We start from the raw sequence: 16,795 nt of genomic DNA on the forward strand, positions 1-16,795 counted from the left end.
TTTAGGCTTGAAAATAAGTCAAGTTTTTTCTCCTACATAAAAGCAGGATTCTTTTTTTCATAAAGCGAATCTATACCTATATAGGTAAAGGCGGTGAAAGACGAATGAGCAGACCCGTACATAAGCCGGAACGGAAGCGATTATTCTACTTTTGGAAGATTACCTGGGGGGTCTTACTTGTATTGCTACTATTGGTCGGTGGTGCAGTTACATGGGGCTACACCCAACTAATGAGCGGCTTGCCACAAGTGGTAGGTGATCACAACGTGGTAGGAATAGAAGCAGAAGTTAATATTTATCGTGATCAGAACGGGGTCCCTCATATCGAAGCTGAAAACGAGGAAGATTTGTATTATGCACAAGGGTTCGTGACAGCGCAAGATCGAATGTTTCAAATGGACATGAGTCGCAGGCAAGCGTCGGGGATGCTCAGTGAAGTGGTTGGTAAGGACGCCCTCGATTCAGATCGTTATTTTCGTACATTTGGTTTACGGCGCGCAGCTGAGGCTTCCGTTAATGCCTATGATCAGGAAGCCCTCACCGCGCTTGATGCTTACACCGCCGGTGTGAACGAATACATTACGCATGCCCTTTCGGAAAATGAACTTCCAGTAGAATTCCGCCTTCTCGGTTACGAACCTGAACCGTGGACCGCGCTCGATTCACTAACGATAGGTAAATTTATGGCATATGACCTTGGCGGGAATTGGCAAGGTCAAGCTTTTCGCCATTGGCTCGTGAACAATGTGAGCGAAGAAGAGGCGCTCGACTTAATGCCCACATACCCAGATGACGGCCCCGTAATTCTTGACATGGCCAAAGATACAACGATCGATATGGCAGAAGTATTTGCTGACGTCGGCAATTATCAGCCAGAGCCTTTTAACGGCAGTAATAATTGGGTCATTTCCGGAGAACATACAGCTTCCGGCGCCCCCTTACTCGCGGACGATCCCCACCTCGGACTGGATACGCCATCGGTCTGGTATGAGACCCATCTGCAATCACCATCGGTGAACGTTACTGGCGTGATTTTTGCCGGCGTCCCAGGAATTATTCTCGGGCACAACGAAGAAATTGCCTGGGGCGTAACGAATGTAGGCCCCGATGTACAAGAATTATATATCGAGCGGAGACATCCGGAAGATCCGCATCAATTTTTATATGAAGACGAATGGTATGAGGCGGAAGTGACTGAGGAATTTATTGAAGTTGATGGATATGACGAACCTTTTTTACATGAAACCGTCATCACACGACATGGCCCATTGATCTCCGAATACGCCCATGAGGAAGGCGTTATAATCGATGAAGCCCTCGCGTTAAAATGGACCGCTCACGAACCGTCGACAGAGCTGCAGGCGATCATGAACATTAATCGAGCGGATGATTGGGAGAGCTTTACGACGGCGTTAGAACACTTCCACGCCCCCGCACAGAACTTTGTTTATGCGGATACAAATGGTAACATTGGCTATCGTGCCAACGGAAAAATTCCTATTCGCCCTCACGATGATGCATTTCTACCCGTTCCTGGGTGGACTGGCGAACATGATTGGCAAGGGTACATTCCCTGGGACGAATTACCAACCATAATCAACCCAGATTCAGGGATGATCTCAACGGCAAATAATCAGATCGACGATGAGGATTATGACTATCACCTTTCACATACATGGGCTCAACCTTATCGTCATCAGCGGATTTTGGAAATGCTTGAGGCAGGAAATGATTTTACAGTCGAAGATATGCAAGCGATGCAGATGGATACACAGAATTTACAAGCAGAAGAGTTCGTCCCCATCCTCACGAAGGCTGTGGCAGAAGAAGAACTGCGCGACATTGATAAAGAAGTGCTTGATGTATTAGGAGATTGGAATAAAGTTGACGAAAAGGAAGAAGCAGGCCCTTTCATCTTCCATTTATGGATGAATGCCATTCCTCATGTGTTGTTTTCATCCGATATTCCAGAAAGTATTCTCGACATTTTTGAAGGTGAAGCGAACGTGGTTGATCAGTTACTACGGGATGCAGCCCAGGGGAATGAAGGGCCCTGGATTGAAAAAAATGGAGGCTTAGCGACAGTAGCAACTGAATCCTTACAGATCGCGGCTGATTATGCTAAAGACCTTCAGGGTGAGTCACCAGAGAATTGGCTTTGGGGAGATTATCATCGGGCAACATTTGCTCATCCTCTCGGGGCTATGGCACCCCTAAACTTACTCTTTAATCCGCGCCCTCAGCCTGTAGATGGCAGCAGTATTACAGTAATGGCTGCAAGTTTTGATAATCAAACCGGTGACATGATCCACGGAGCCGGATGGCGTGGTGTTATGGACCTATCTGATTTAAGTCAAAGTTACCACATCGTCGCGCCAGGACAGTCCGGACATGTTATGGGTGATCATTATCATGATCAATTGCTCGATTGGGTTGAAGGTGAGTACCATACGACGAATATGGCGGAATATCAAACAGATAGTGATCATTTACGATTAGTACCAGAGCAATAAGGAAAGGGAGGTTGTTTGTTTTTCAATAAGTCTCCGTCAGTTTCTCGCTTCCACCGGAGTGAATGTAAATTTTTCTCCTTTCCTTAAAACATGCAACAAAGGCAGATCCCCCGTCAATACCTGACCGATAACATTGACGGCCTCATTTCTCGGAAGGTCAGTTTTGGTGATTTGCAATTCTCCTTGGTAACGGCCGTAGTGCTTATTGTCAATCGTTATACTCCCTATAGGGCGAGGCTCTCCCCCAGATGCAGGGATCATCATTTTTTCACGTTGAGCGTAGGGTCGCGACGTTTCGGAGCGAATAACGTCACGTGCCGCATCCAAGCGCTGTTGATGAGGCTGGAGAATGAGGCCCTTGATGGCATCGTTCTCTAAAGGTTTCATATCGATCATAATGGGCACGATCCCGTCCTCAAAGGTTTTAAACGATTCAAGACTTTTTTCTGATATAGCAGGATCCCCAATCAGCACTTTATCTGTATTTCCTTTTCGCCAAAGCTCAAGAGTAGCTGCAAAAGGGTTGATACGTCGATTATGTTCAGCAGTTGGCAAACCGAAGTGTACAGGTCCTCGTTTCAGGTCATCTCCCGGAACGAAGGCTGCTGTACGTATACCGTATGAATGAGACATCCTGTTCTTTTGTTCAATATCGGTGAGCGACAACCCGGTTTCTGGACGTGGATAAAAATTATGCCATGCCTCAATATTTTCCAAACAGAGACCCTTCCTTATATACCCTTGCAACATTGATTCATCCAAAGTACTGGCATTTAATGCAATGGTCATCTGTTTGGAAAGCGAGACAAGTAGCGAGGGGTCAATCCCGTAATCCGCCCGTAAACCAGAGATCCCCCATTTTAAAAGGTCGTCAGCATTATCCCAGCTTAAGCCAAGATGGGAAAGTGACTCAGGTGAGATATCTGCGAATAATTCCAAATCAAATTCGCGTACTTGCCTTGCCAAAACCCCCAAAGCATTTCTGTACATCTCAGGATGATCTTCAGGAATATGAAGGGATGTAAAGGCCGATTGAAAACCGGCATCTTTCATCTTCTTCAGCGTATGATACTGTTCTTCCTCTGACTGCTGTCCTAAATAGATAGAAAACCCCTTCATAGAAAAGACTCTCTCTCCTTACTTCTCAAGATTTTGTACCATTTCCTCTTTGAAACCAAACAAATACGTAAAGATAAAACCAAATGCATAAGCAATCACAAGGCCTATAAAGTAGGAAAGATATTGTCCATCATCTATCAAAGGAATTAAGGATAAGCCGGAAATTCCCACACCTGTAGCTCCTGTAGCCATAATTGCCTGGAAGGCACCACCAACAGCTGACCCTAAACATGCCGTTATGAAAGGACGGCCAAGCGGCAGGGTCACCCCATATAATAAAGGTTCACCAACACCAAGAAAACCAACAGGCAGTGTCCCTTTCACTGTGTTTTTTAACTTTTGACTTTTTGTTTTTACATAGACAGCAATGGCTGCACCCACTTGACCGCCGCCTGCCATGGCCAAAATTGGGAGGAGCGGTGTATTTCCCAGATTTTCAATAAAATCAAGATGAATCGGGGTTAGACCATGATGCATTCCTACCATAACCAATGGTAAAAATGTACCGGCCAATACTGCGCCAGCAAAGGCACCGCCAATTTCCAATACACCATTAATTCCTGTTTGAATAACCATTGAAATCACACCGCCAATCGGTTGTAAAACAAGAATCGTAGCGACACCGACAACGAGCACGGTAATAAACGGTGTAAGGATGACGTCTAGGCTTCCTGGTACAAATTTTCGTACCAACTTTTCAAAAATTGCCATTACCCATGCAGCTAATATAGCGGCAAATATACCACCTTGGCCTGCCACAAGTTGTTCACCAAAAAGAGTAATTTGTTCAAGCTCAGGATTAATAATTAAAATACCGGCAATCGCACCAAGTGCTGGAGTTCCGCCAAATTCCCGTGCTGTATTCCAGCCCACAAGTATACTGAGAAAAGAAAACAGCCCTCCACCGATGACAAGAAGAATCTGCAGCCAAGTCGTTTCAGGGTCCACACCTGCGTTTTCTGCAAAACTAGCGCCTCCGTTAATAAGCCCGGATGCAATGAGAGCTGGGATAAGCGGGATGAAAATGTTTCCGATCCGTTTGAGAAAGTTTTTAATCGGCGTCTTATTCCTTTGTTGCACTTTGGCCTTGGTATCTTCGGCTACATGGTCATCCTCAGCATCACCGGCAGATAGACCGGTCGTTTTAGATAATTCTGTTGCCACTTTATACGCGGTTCCTGGGCCAAGTACAATTTGTAATGTTTCATCCTCGACGACACCTAGCACGTTTTCTGTATTACGGAGCTCGTCGAGTTGGACTTTTTCGTAATTCTTTACGTTCAATCGTAACCTCGTCATACAGTTGGCTAACGAAGTGATGTTATCCTTTCCACCTAAAAGGGGGAGTATATCCCGCACAATCGCTTTTTCTTTTTTCATTTTTGATTCCTCCTTTTTTACGGCTCCTGGATTGCCTTTTTAATAAAACCGTTGGCTTCTGTCAGTCTGCTTTTCGCTTCTGTTTCTGAGATATCCGCAAGAATCATAACGATAGCTGTTTTCACATGCTGACCAGATTGATGAAATGCCCTTGCAGCTGTTTTTTCGTCAACCCCTGTTGCTTCCATAATAATATTGTGGGAACGTTGGATAAGCTTGTTGTTGGTTGCTTTTACATCCACCATTAAGTTTTCATAGATCTTGCCTACTCCGATCATAGCGGAGGTAGAGATCATATTAAGTACCAACTTCTGAGCAGTGCCAGCTTTTAAGCGGGTCGAGCCCGTGAGTACTTCAGCACCTGTGTCTACCTCGATCGAATAATCCGCATATTCACTCACCGTCGCTGATACGTTACAAGAAACACTTCCAGTAACAGCTCCACATGTTTGGGCGTATTGAAGGGCTCCAATCACATAAGGCGTTCGTCCGCTGGCGGCGAGCCCGATGACGACATCTTTAGAGGTCAATGAAAGTTGTTTTAAATCTTTTTGACCAGCTTCCTTTGAATCTTCAGCCCCCTCCTTTGCTTTTGTAAAAGCAGCATCTCCTCCCGCGATTTGCCCGATGACGGTAGAAGAAGGTACACCAAACGTTGGGGGGCATTCGACGGCATCGAGGACTCCAAGTCGTCCGCTCGTTCCCGCGCCAACATAAATCAGGCGCCCTCCTCCCTTTAAAGACTGAACGACTTCTTTCACGAGTACTTCGATTTTGGGAATGGCACCCTTTACCACTTTCGGAACACCCTGATCTTCTTCATTCATCGTATAAAGAACCTCGGAAATGGACATCTCATCCAAATTCATGGTCATGGGATTTCTTGCTTCGGTTGTCAAGTTGTTGAACATAAAACGACCTCTCTTTATTAACAAAAAATGAATGCGGTTTCATAAATTATATGACAATCTGAAATAAAATATCAATTAATATTTAAAATTTAATAAAATAATTCACTTGTAACACAGAAGTTTCCGGGAAGATCTTTACTATCGGAGAAAGAAGGAGATTCCGTTGCTGCATCCAACGGAGAGATTGTATCGAAAACGAATCGGAATTAAAGTGAAGAGCGGAGGTTCAATATGGATATGGAAAGTTTTGAGAAGTATGTTGAGATTGATGATCAGGTAACCGTCAGAGGTCTTCTTATTTCTTTCAATTTGGAAAGAGTATGAGGAGTGAATAAAAACGTAAAAAAAGATCCATGCGATAAAATATCCGCATGGATCTACCTACCGAGTGCCGTACCGAAAAAGTTCCTCAAGCGCTGAATAAAGTGCCTAGTACGCCGAATAAATGTGTTGCTGCGCCGAAAAATCCACCCCCGTCCCAATCCCATTTTGCTCGTGCTCGATCATTCGCCCTCCCCCTTTTCAAGGAAAGCTCTTTTGAAACATTTCACTAGCTTAAGCTAAGTCTCCCCTTCTTCCCTTCTTTCGTAAGATAAACCGTGGCCTGCTTCATATAATACACCCCCATCTACAGTTGGGATCGTGACTGGCAGTTGACCTACGGGCTCTGTTTCTCCAAATAATATATTGGCGGTCGCTTTAAAATTCGCCTCTAATAATCCATATTGCGCTAGATACGCTTCTACTTCCGGATACGCCATGACATCATAGGGGTTACGGATGCCTATTGAGATTAAGGGGGTATTCACCTCCTCCTGTACACTACGAACCATTTCCATTTGAGGATGATTAACTTCTCTCGCTTCATTATCAGCGGAATAGGTGCCTGCAATTACTTTATCGGCCTGCTGAATCATCTGCCATTGTCCCTCACTAAAATCTTCACTTTCCGGGAGTTCAATTGCCTCTACTTCTGAATGATGGGCTTCAATAGCATCTGATAATTGCTTTACATATTCATCTCCAATAACGACGACCGACTCATCTTCGTCCAAGTTGAGAGGCAGTACGTCCCCTTCATTTTTTACAAGCGTTACCCCTTGCTCGGCTGCTTGCTTTTCTACTTCGAGATGTTCCTCTGCACCTACGATTTCTTCAGCTTGTGCGATTTTTTCTTCTACAGGTGTTGGATTTTCCTCCTTTACGATCCCCCGTTTTAATTTCAATTCCAGAATTCGCTCAACGGACGCTTCAATGCGTTCTTCAGAAATCTCCTTGTTGTTCACCGCCTCGAGCAGCCCATGAGCTACATCTTCTAATCCTACAGGCATTAATACAATATCTGATCCTGCTTGAACTGCCCGGATTGCTGCATCTACCGGTTCAAAATGTTCATCTATGGCATCCATGTTTAGAGCATCCGTATAAATCACACCTTCATAACCCATCTCTTCACGCATAAGGCCAGTCAACACTTCTTCTGATAAGGTAGCAGGAATAGTGATTTCCTCACCTGTTTCCTTAGAAATGACTGTACTGCTATCAATCTCAGGAAATGTAACATGAGCAGTCATAATTGCATCAACATCATTGTCCATGGCTGCTTGAAACGGAGGAAGTTCGACATCAAATAGACGATCCCGATCGTGTGGGATTTCGGGAAGACCAACGTGGGAGTCTACATCTGTGTCTCCATGACCCGGAAAGTGCTTAGCCGTGACCGCTGTTCCGGATTCTTGCATACCATCCATATAAGCCACGCCATGATCAGCCACTAATGAAGGATCTTCTCCAAACGAACGCACCCCAATCACCGGATTGTCGGGATTATTATTAACATCTACGGTTGGGGCCAAATTCATGTTAATACCAAGAGATTCTAATTCTGCTCCAATTGCCCCTCCCACTTTAGAAGTCATTTCTACATCATTTCCAGCTCCAAGTGCCATATTGCCCGGCATATCTGTACCCGATTGCAGCCTTGTCACCGTACCTCCTTCTTGATCAATGGTAGTAAGCATTCCATATTTCTCAGATGCGGCTTGATAATCAGCAACTAACTCAGCGGTCTGTGCAGTCGTTTCTACATTTTCAGCAAATAGAATAACCCCTCCCAAGTGATAATCTTTGACGATTTGCTCAATTTCCGGAAGCATTTCAGTCACATTTTCCCCATTCCACGTTCTAAAGTCCGGCATTAGCATCTGGCCAATTTTTTCTTCTATCTTCATCCCGTTGATGGCATCATCGATCAGTGCATGTCTATCATCTGTCTCTTTTATGATTTCAGAACCTCCAGCTTGCTCCGGTCGATGATGAAAAGCGATACGATCTTGGTGTGCTCCATTTGAAGCTTCTATGTAGGTCCTTCCAGGCTGGCCTGTCCACTCTACTTGGCCATCCTGATCAACAGTTGCCACATTTTCATTCGTCGAATTCCATGTAATACCTTCATTAACAAAGGTAAAATGCCCATCTTCATAAACATTCATACCTTGAAGAGACATGCGTTCTTCCGGCTGCACATCAATCTTTTTAATATTTTCATAAAGGATGAAATCTTTAATCTGTTCTTGATCTTCAGCTAGCGAATGGTGGATAGTCCAACTTGACAATGCGAAGAAACTAATAAAAACAATAAGCGTGATTTTGTTTACATAGCGTATCATTTCAGATTCTCCTTTGGATGTTTAAAGGTTATCATGAGTCTATCTACCAAATGATTGATTGTCTAGCACTATTCGTAATAAAAAATATTATTAGACACCTTACGAAGGGAATAGAGCATATCCGTCACAAAATGAACATGGTAACATTAGAAAACTTAGCTGTTCGCCAAGCTTTTATGGTGAAAGCCTTGGTTGTACTTATGCAGATAAGAAAGTTGAGTTATACTTTCTTATCTGCCCAAAAAAAGGACACCCGGCTTTGGGCATCCCCTTAAAATCTATTCCCTATTCGATAAGCCGTGCCCTTCTTTATAAAGAACACCTCCTTCGAGTGAAGGGATTGTGACTGGTAATCTTCCTACCGAATCTATTTCTCCAAATAATATACTTGCTGTTGCTTCAAAGTTAGCCCTTGCAAATCCGTATTGGGCAAGATAAACATCCGTATTTGCGTAAGCCATTATATCATAGGGGTTACGAATCCCGACCGTAATTAAAGGACCTTCGATATCTGCTTGGATACGACGAACGATTTCCATTTGTGGATGATTCGACTGTCTTGACTCATAATCTGAGGTATACGTTCCAACAATGACATGGCTGGCTTGACAGATTTTCTCCCATTGGATTCCATTTAATTGACCATTTTCCGGTAAAGCCATCGTTTCTACGTTAGGGTGGTGAGCGGTTATCGCGCTAGAAAGTCCATCTATGAGTTCATTGCCAATGACCACTACCAATTCATCTTCCCTCAGGTTGAGAGGGAGCGTTTGATTTTCATTTTTAACAACGGTAATGCCTTGCTTAGCCGCTTGCCTTTCTATTTCTAAATGTTCTTCTGAGGCCAAAGTGTCTTCAGCTTGAGCTACTTTTTCCTCTGATGGTAAGGGATGTTCTTCTTTGACAATCCCCCGTTTTAATTTTAACTCTAAAATCCGCGCTACCGATTCTTTCATACGTTCTTCAGAAATCACATCTTGATGGACGGCATTGATCATCCCTTCAGCGACCTCTTCAACGTCTACAGGCATCAGTACAATGTCTGAACCAGCTTGCACTGCATGAATGGCAGCATCTACAGGGGGGTGGTGGGAAGAAATGGCATTCATCTTTAATGAATCCGTGAAAATGACTCCATCATAACCCATTTCTTCGCGCATAAGGCCCGTTATAACCTTGTCCGATAAAGTGGCAGGAATAAGGCTCTCTGTACCTTCGAACGTACTGCTATCGATTTCAGGAAGTGTAACGTGAGCAGTCATGATCGCGTCCACATCATGATCCATCACTGATTGAAAAGGATACAATTCAACATTATATAACCGATTCCGATCATGGGAAATTTTTGGAGACCCAACATGTGAATCTATATCCGTGTCCCCATGACCTGGAAAATGCTTTGCTGTTACTGCTACTCCCGATTCTTGCATACCTTCCATAAAAGCTACGCCATGATTAGCTACTAACGATGGGTCTTCACCAAAAGAACGAATACCGATGACTGGGTTATCAGGGTTATTGTTGACATCCATACTCGGAGCCATGTTCATATTGAAGCCAAGGGATTCTAATTCTGCTCCAATGACTCTTCCTACTTTCGATGACATACCCAGATCATTTCCGGCTCCGAGTGCCATATTCCCGGGCATACTCGTTCCTGCTTGCAGCCTATTGACAAGCCCCCCTTCTTGATCAATCGTGGTGAGCATCGCATATTTCTCCGAGGCAGCTTGATAATCAGCAATCAGCTCTGTTGCCTGTGCGGGTGTTTTTATATTTTCCCCAAAAAAGATCACACCGCCTAGATGATAATTTTTTATAAGCTGCTCAATACCTGGGGGCATTTCAGTCACATTTTCTTTCCCCCATGTGCGAAAATCCGGCATAAGCATTTGCCCCACCATTTCTTCTATCGTCATCCCAGCGATCGCGTTGTCGATGAGCTTATGCCTATCGTCGGTCTGCTTGATGATTTTAGTTCTCTCCCCATTTTGGAGTACAATTCGATCTTCATGATTCCCATTGGAGGCTTCTATGTATGTTTTTCCAGGTCGTCCTGTCCATGTAATGTGCCCGTCTTGATCGACCCTAGCTACATCTTCATTCGTCGAACTCCACATAATATCTTCATCAACAAATGTAAAATGCCCATCCTCATAAATATTCATTCCTTGAAGAGTGGTACTTTCTCCTGGCTGAACATCGGCTTGTTCAATATTTTCATAAAGGATAAAGTCTTGCACACTACCTTCGGCCTGAGAATGACTGTGAGGTGAAAATGATAGTACACCAAGTAAAAGAAAAAAGGTACTTTTTTTAACAGGCTGCCTCATGGCAAATTCTCCTTAATCAAAATCCCTGATCAATGATAAAATCCCCCGGTTACCCAGGGGATATTCATCTCTCATTTTATTTTAAGTGGAGAATCTGATCTTCTTTTCCTTGAACCTTGCCGATTTTTAGCATTTCTATGGTTTTTCCTTCCGGTAGATTCGTGAATATAATTAGAGAAATCGTGGAAGCAGCTTCTCGATTAATAACATCAAGGTCGAGTTCCATTAAAAGATCACCTTTTCTCACCTGATCCCCTTCATTCACATAAACCTTAAAGCCTTTCCCTTCTAACTGCACAGTTTCTAACCCTATATGAATGAGAATTTCCAGGCCATTTGTGAGTCTCAAACCAATGGCATGCTTACTCGGAAAAATGTTATCAATCACTGCATCGACAGGAGATACAACCTTGGAATCGTTCGGCTCTATCGCGAATCCATCCCCCATCATATAGCTTGAAAATACATCATCTGGAACTTCTGATAGAGGTAAAATACGTCCTGTTATCGGTGCCGAAAATTCGTCTTTCTGAATTTCTGCTTCTTTATATGTGGAATCACTGAAACTTGAAGAATCAGCCTGAGCTTTTTCTGTAATTTTCCCATCTCCTTGTTTCATCAGTAATTCCATCGCATTTGCGACAAATTCTACTTGCGTACCGACAACCACGTGTAGTCCATTGCCGCCTACCTTCATGACTCCATTTGCGCCGCTTCTTTTCAGTTGCCCTTCGTTCACTTCTTCCATATCCTCGACTTCTAACCTTAACCGAGTCGCACAATAATCAAGCGTTCGCAAATTCTCTTTCCCGCCGAGTCCAATTAAGAAGTTAGCGGCTTTTTGCTGAAACTCGTCGTCATCCGAATCATCTCCGCTACTAGGAATGACACTCTCTCCTTCATCATCTTCACGTCCTGGCGTTTTAAGATCCAATACACGGATCAATGTATAGAAAACAAGGAAATAAATGACCGCAAAGACGAGACCTACAACTAGCAACCCTAAAGGATTCTCAGCAATATTAAAACTTAACACGTAGTCGATAAAACCAGCGGAAAAACCAAATCCATGTCTCATTTCAAGCATGAAAGCTGTTGCTAAAGCTAAACCCGCCAACAAAGCGTGTACGACATACAACAGTGGTGACAAAAACATGAATGAAAATTCCACCGGCTCGGTAATCCCGGTTAAAAATGCCGTAAATGCCAAGCCTCCTAAAAAGCCTGCAGTTGCTTTCCTGCGACCTTTTTTAGCCGCAAAAATCATCGCTAAACAGATAGCTGGAATCCCAAACATCATAACCGGGAAGAAACCAGCTAAAAATAGCCCGGCTGAAGGATCTTCAGCAAAAAACCGATTAATCTCACCCGTTGTGCCTTCATATTCTCCAAAGACGAACCAAACGTAACTATTGACGATGTGATGAAGACCAGTTGGAATCAAAAGACGATTCATCACTCCATATACACCAGCACCTAGAGCCCCGGCTTGTGTAACCCAGTCCCCAACAGTATCGATTAACGCCTGCATTGGAGGCCATAACCAAAAACCCAGTAAAAAAGCAAATAATGCCATTGCAAACGCTGTTAATATCGGAATCAGCCGTCGCCCCCCGAAGAAGGCAAGCCATTCTGGCAGCTTTACGTCTTTAAAACGATTATAGAGTATACCAGCAACGATACCAGCTAAGATCCCCGCCAAAACATCCATATCCAGGGAATCATCAATAGCTGCCATACTATAATCCAAGACTAAGTAACCAACAACCCCAGCCAAACCTGCAGCACCATGTCCATCTTTCGAAAACCCTATAGCAATCCCGATTGCAAAAATTAATGGCAAGTTATCAAATAAAGCAGCACCAGCCTCGTGCATAAACGGAATATCGAGTACATCATCAGCCCCTAGCCTTAATAACAACGCCGCAACAGGAAGAACAGCAATTGGCAACATCAACGAACGACCGATACGTTGAAGAAATTGCCCTAAGCTACGCAACATTCATATACCACCCTTCTATTACTATTATTAATATATGTATGACGATTAGCCTGTCTCTTGAAAAGTTTCTTCTCAGTTTATGTCTCTATTTTCTGATATTGAAGAAAATTGCTTTGGACTTGTACCATTCCCTATCCTACCAACAAGCGTTTGAAATTATATTTTATCTTATCACATTCATTTGAAAACGTCACACATCCGCCCATTTTCAAGGTATAAAAATTTACATCGACTACTCTTTAAAGAAAGTCCATTCTCAACAAAAGACACTAAAACGCGCAGGGGCTCTTTTCCCTCTGCGCACTTTAGTGTCTTAGTCTTGTAAAAATAAGGTCTAGTAATAGGGTACATATTTTTGACGATAATTACAAGAAGTGACGTTTTTGTTCACAAATCGTTCATATTTTATTCATCTACAAAAGCTTCTCTAAGTTTTTCATCCGCATTATTCCAGTAATCCTCACTAAACCCTTTTAAATACTCCCTTAGCATGTAGCGGGGTTTATCATCCATATGATCTATAATCACATGGCCTTTTAATGCTTTATCCATATGGTTGACGTGTTCAGGCATGCTTTTGTACCCTCTACAAAAACGACTACCTTCGGGTGGCTCGACCTCACGATAAAATCGGCAAGCTCCGATACCATGATACTTTGGTTCGCCTTCATCTGTATGAGCCGTTGTCACCCAAACCATCCAGTATTCCCTTGGATCGTTGAGTTCTTCCTTATTTTCAAGCAGTTTTACTTTCTTTTCAATTTCTGAACGCGCATGAATTGCGCCCATATCAAGGAAGACACGTTCTTCTACCGGGTCAATAATAACAGGGGTTAAATTATCAAGACTAAGGGAGCCGACGCCAAAGCCGCCATGGCCGTCCGTCGAGTCGCCGCTTAATATATTGAATCCTGATCCTTGTCGCTTCTCTATATTTTTCCTAAAAGGATTTCCCACGGGATCATCTCCTTCCTAAAGAACTCTTCTTTAACTTTTAGTGTATCACAACCACCCTGTTCATAAACAGTGATGGCTTTTACCTTAGGGAAACTAGCTTGTCGTCAATGCCGTAAATCCATAAGTAAAAAGCGGTGCACTAAAGTAGTACACCGCTTCGTTTTAAAGATTTAAAGAGTTCCCGCTCCCATGTAACGTGGCTCCCAGTAAGAGTTGTCGAGACTGTCGATGGTTACACCGTTAGAAGAACTGGTGTGAATGAATTCATTACCGCCAATGTAGATTCCAGCGTGGGAAGCGCCGCCTCTTGTATCAAAGAAAACTATGTCTCCGGGGCTTGGGTCTGCAACTTCTGTGCTTGCGCTATAGATGGCCGATACAGTACGTGGAATATCTTTTCCATGTTGATCAAAGACGTAGTTCAAGAAGCCGCTGCAATCAAAACCGCTTGGAGAAGTTCCGCCAAATGAATAAGGCACCCCTACATAATCTTTAGCTGTAGAAATGATCCCGCTATCGCTGGAACCACTGCTGCTGTCACTCGTAGAGGCTCCTTTAACTTCACCATCCCAAATTGCGCTCTGGGTAGCCGGTCCTGCTACACCATAGAAGTTCCCCGCTGATGAGGAGATCCCATTTTCAGATTGATAGGATTGCACAGCACTTAGCGTCCGAGGACCGAATCGGTTGCCTGTTGATCCCTCAAAGTGTCCCTTTGCTTTTAGTTCTTCCTGAAGAACATTAACGGAGCTATTGACATCCCCATATTCCATGGAACCGTTGTCTAGAAGTGCTGCATCCGTAACGCTTGGTGCAAATACGATCCCTGCTGCAACCACCGTACTAACTACATATTTTTTCATCATAACATTTGTTCACTCATCTGTTGTTCGCATTGGAGCATCAGTTGTATGTTGTATTTATTAAATGCGACGAGTTTTGACTCCATATGTAACTCTATTAATTCCTGATGTGAAACTCTTAAAGGTGTAAGACGAACGATATGATAGAGTGAATCTACACCTCCAGTTTTAATAATAATTTTATCAAGCCAATGCTTGTCACTCACAAATTGCATTATAGATTGTATTTTAGAGGCTCACAATAACTATTACACGTTTGTTATCTCAGTGTAATAGAGAGACTTATATATTTATTATAGTTCTTGATTAATAATAAGCTTAAAATCATGTAATTCTCCTCATACTTTCCCTTTTGATTTAAGTATCCAGCAGAAAATTGTAAAGAATCTAGGTATTGTTTATTACAAAGTGTACGAGCTCGAACATGAAATATTCTTTAGTAAACTTATCAATATTATTGCTTTAAGTTTGTCATTTTACTACATTATGATTATACTAAAACTTTATCGCGATAAAGAAGGAGGCCGTTTTCTTGAATACAATAGAAAGCGTGAGTAACTGGTCAGGTAAATATTTTGCACCTCTTGTCATCGCAACTGCCGTTTTCGCTTATTTTTTCACTGAATTATCTGTGCTTTCGAACGCAATTAACATTCTTCTTGGTATAGTTATGTTCGGGATGGGGTTAACCTTGAGGGCAACAGATTTCTCCATGGTTTTCAAAAAACCTGCGCATGTCATTATCGGGGTAAGCGCTCAATTTACCCTGATGCCTTTGCTGGCATTGTTAATTGTCTGGTTGTTCAATTTTCCCCCTGAATTAGCTGTAGGGATTATTTTGCTGGGTTCAGTGCCTGGAGGTACAGCTTCCAACGTTATGGTTTATCTAGCAAAAGGAGATTTACCATTATCCGTTACCATGACTACCATTGCAACGTTAATTGCACCAGTAGCCACTCCATTTATTATGTATATTTTCGCGAATAACTGGCTTCCAGTAAATCCTTTAGATCTTTTCCTTTCGATTACGCAAATTGTCCTGATCCCCATCATCCTCGGTGTTATTTGCAACTATTTTTTTAGAAAAGGAGTGCAAAAGGTTACACCCGCTCTGCCTCTTATATCCGTTACCACTATCATTTTGATTGTTATGGGAGTTGTAGCAGCGAATGCGGATAACATTTATGAAGTAGGTATTCCGGTCTTAGCAGCAGCTATCCTGCATAATGGTGGAGGGTACTTCATTGGTTACTTGATTGCAAAAATCCTGCAGGTAAGTCCTGCTCAATGCCGTGCAATTTCTATAGAAGTTGGAATGCAAAATTCAGGACTAGCTTCCGGTCTCGGGAGTGCACATTTCAGTCCGCTAGCTGCATTACCTGGGGCGATCTTCAGCGTTTGGCATAATATTTCCGGTCCAATATTAGTAAATTTCTGGAACCGGAGACCTCTTCCTCCAGCTAAAAAATCAATGAAATGAAATGATAAAAACGTAAGGCTGTACCGAACATGATCGGCATAGCCTTACGTTTCACTATTTGCCTTATGACGCCATTGTCTAATGTAGGCAAAAGCCTCCTCGATATCATCACGAGAGTAATTTTGTGTTTTCTTCAATGTATGTACTTTCTCAACCACTTCTTCTTTTGGGGCAGGTTCTAAGTATAAAACCGTAGACACAAGCTCAAGAAATTTGGAGGTGCAGGCGTTCATTTCGTCAATCACTGTCTTTTCTTGCTCAAAAGACTGTCGTTGGGTATTGGTTTCAAGAAACTGTTCACCAGCCATTGCCAGCTGATATCGATACTGGTGGTATCCCGCTTTCTCTTCTCTTACTTCCGAAACAAACCCAAATTGCTGAAGTTCTTCGATACGCATGCTTAATTCTTCTGAATAAGGCCCGTAGATATGGAAGTCATATTTTTCCTGAAAAGGCATCCCCATTTTCTTACTGATATAGATGATTTTTTGAAACTTTTTACGCCCGGTTATTTCTCCAACACTCTTTAGTAGCGACATGACTTTGACATGCTGTTCTAACACGCCGC

Annotated in this window: 11 protein-coding genes; 2 read left to right on the forward strand and 9 right to left on the reverse strand. The window is 43.0% G+C overall.

Translation table 11 applies throughout. The features are described 5' to 3' along the window. Positions 1 to 104: 104 nt before the first annotated feature. Positions 105 to 2,513: a penicillin acylase family protein gene (locus HNR44_RS12275; RefSeq protein WP_184404588.1), complete on the forward strand. Its 2,409-nt coding sequence runs from the start codon at positions 105 to 107 to the stop codon at positions 2,511 to 2,513. A 36-nt stretch (positions 2,514 to 2,549) separates the two neighbouring features. Here HNR44_RS12275 and HNR44_RS12280 read toward each other — a convergent pair whose 3' ends face one another. The 8 genes from HNR44_RS12280 to HNR44_RS12315 all read right to left on the reverse strand — a co-directional run bounded on the left by HNR44_RS12280 (position 2,550) and on the right by HNR44_RS12315 (position 14,750). Beyond that, positions 2,550 to 3,632 (reverse strand): MupG family TIM beta-alpha barrel fold protein, encoded by a 1,083-nt coding sequence (locus HNR44_RS12280; RefSeq protein WP_184404589.1) that lies wholly within the window; start codon positions 3,630 to 3,632, stop codon positions 2,550 to 2,552. Positions 3,633 to 3,650: 18 nt separating this feature from the next. Beyond that, the gene (locus HNR44_RS12285) at positions 3,651 to 5,012 is read right to left on the reverse strand and encodes a PTS transporter subunit EIIC (RefSeq protein WP_184404591.1); all 1,362 of its coding nucleotides are present in this window, start codon (positions 5,010 to 5,012) and stop codon (positions 3,651 to 3,653) included. A gap of 17 nt (positions 5,013 to 5,029) precedes the next feature. Next, positions 5,030 to 5,923 carry an N-acetylmuramic acid 6-phosphate etherase gene (murQ, locus tag HNR44_RS12290; RefSeq protein WP_184404592.1) on the reverse strand — a complete coding sequence of 298 codons (894 nt, stop codon included), beginning with the start codon at positions 5,921 to 5,923 and terminating at the stop codon, positions 5,030 to 5,032. Positions 5,924 to 6,483: 560 nt separating this feature from the next. Continuing rightward, positions 6,484 to 8,592 carry a glycoside hydrolase family 3 protein gene (locus HNR44_RS12295; protein WP_184404593.1) on the reverse strand — a complete coding sequence of 703 codons (2,109 nt, stop codon included), beginning with the start codon at positions 8,590 to 8,592 and terminating at the stop codon, positions 6,484 to 6,486. A gap of 278 nt (positions 8,593 to 8,870) precedes the next feature. Further along, complete coding sequence (locus HNR44_RS12300; protein ID WP_184404594.1) at positions 8,871 to 10,925, reverse strand: glycoside hydrolase family 3 protein; 2,055 nt, start codon at positions 10,923 to 10,925, stop codon at positions 8,871 to 8,873. Between the two features lie 76 nt (positions 10,926 to 11,001). Next, positions 11,002 to 12,927 carry an N-acetylglucosamine-specific PTS transporter subunit IIBC gene (nagE, locus tag HNR44_RS12305; RefSeq protein ID WP_184404595.1) on the reverse strand — a complete coding sequence of 642 codons (1,926 nt, stop codon included), beginning with the start codon at positions 12,925 to 12,927 and terminating at the stop codon, positions 11,002 to 11,004. Positions 12,928 to 13,332: 405 nt separating this feature from the next. Beyond that, positions 13,333 to 13,884 carry a YwhD family protein gene (locus HNR44_RS12310; protein WP_343069488.1) on the reverse strand — a complete coding sequence of 184 codons (552 nt, stop codon included), beginning with the start codon at positions 13,882 to 13,884 and terminating at the stop codon, positions 13,333 to 13,335. Between the two features lie 170 nt (positions 13,885 to 14,054). Continuing rightward, a complete protein-coding gene (locus tag HNR44_RS12315) occupies positions 14,055 to 14,750 on the reverse strand; it encodes a C40 family peptidase (protein ID WP_221434293.1) in 696 nt (231 codons plus the stop codon). A 529-nt stretch (positions 14,751 to 15,279) separates the two neighbouring features. On the opposite strand from HNR44_RS12315, the gene HNR44_RS12320 reads away from it, so the two are divergent. Beyond that, on the forward strand, positions 15,280 to 16,227 hold the full coding sequence (locus HNR44_RS12320; protein ID WP_184404596.1) for a bile acid:sodium symporter family protein: 948 nt from the start codon (positions 15,280 to 15,282) through the stop codon (positions 16,225 to 16,227). A gap of 44 nt (positions 16,228 to 16,271) precedes the next feature. On the opposite strand, the gene HNR44_RS12325 is transcribed toward HNR44_RS12320, so the two are convergent. Next, the gene (locus tag HNR44_RS12325) at positions 16,272 to 16,790 is read right to left on the reverse strand and encodes a YwgA family protein (RefSeq protein WP_184404597.1); all 519 of its coding nucleotides are present in this window, start codon (positions 16,788 to 16,790) and stop codon (positions 16,272 to 16,274) included. Between the last annotated feature and the right edge of the window lie 5 nt (positions 16,791 to 16,795).

It is taken from the genome of Geomicrobium halophilum, assembly GCF_014207655.1.
GTDB classification, from domain to species: domain Bacteria; phylum Bacillota; class Bacilli; order Bacillales; family Marinococcaceae; genus Geomicrobium; species Geomicrobium halophilum.

What these genes read in the sequence shown, in the direction of transcription:
- HNR44_RS12275 (WP_184404588.1), top strand. Translation starts at nt 105, where the DNA reads ATGAGCAGACCCGTACATAAGCCGGAACGGAAGCGATTATTCTACTTT.
- HNR44_RS12280 (WP_184404589.1), bottom strand. Translation starts at nt 3,632, where the DNA reads ATGAAGGGGTTTTCTATCTATTTAGGACAGCAGTCAGAGGAAGAACAG.
- HNR44_RS12285 (WP_184404591.1), bottom strand. Translation starts at nt 5,012, where the DNA reads ATGAAAAAAGAAAAAGCGATTGTGCGGGATATACTCCCCCTTTTAGGT.
- murQ (WP_184404592.1), bottom strand. Translation starts at nt 5,923, where the DNA reads ATGTTCAACAACTTGACAACCGAAGCAAGAAATCCCATGACCATGAAT.
- HNR44_RS12295 (WP_184404593.1), bottom strand. Translation starts at nt 8,592, where the DNA reads ATGATACGCTATGTAAACAAAATCACGCTTATTGTTTTTATTAGTTTC.
- HNR44_RS12300 (WP_184404594.1), bottom strand. Translation starts at nt 10,925, where the DNA reads ATGAGGCAGCCTGTTAAAAAAAGTACCTTTTTTCTTTTACTTGGTGTA.
- nagE (WP_184404595.1), bottom strand. Translation starts at nt 12,927, where the DNA reads ATGTTGCGTAGCTTAGGGCAATTTCTTCAACGTATCGGTCGTTCGTTG.
- HNR44_RS12315 (WP_221434293.1), bottom strand. Translation starts at nt 14,750, where the DNA reads ATGATGAAAAAATATGTAGTTAGTACGGTGGTTGCAGCAGGGATCGTA.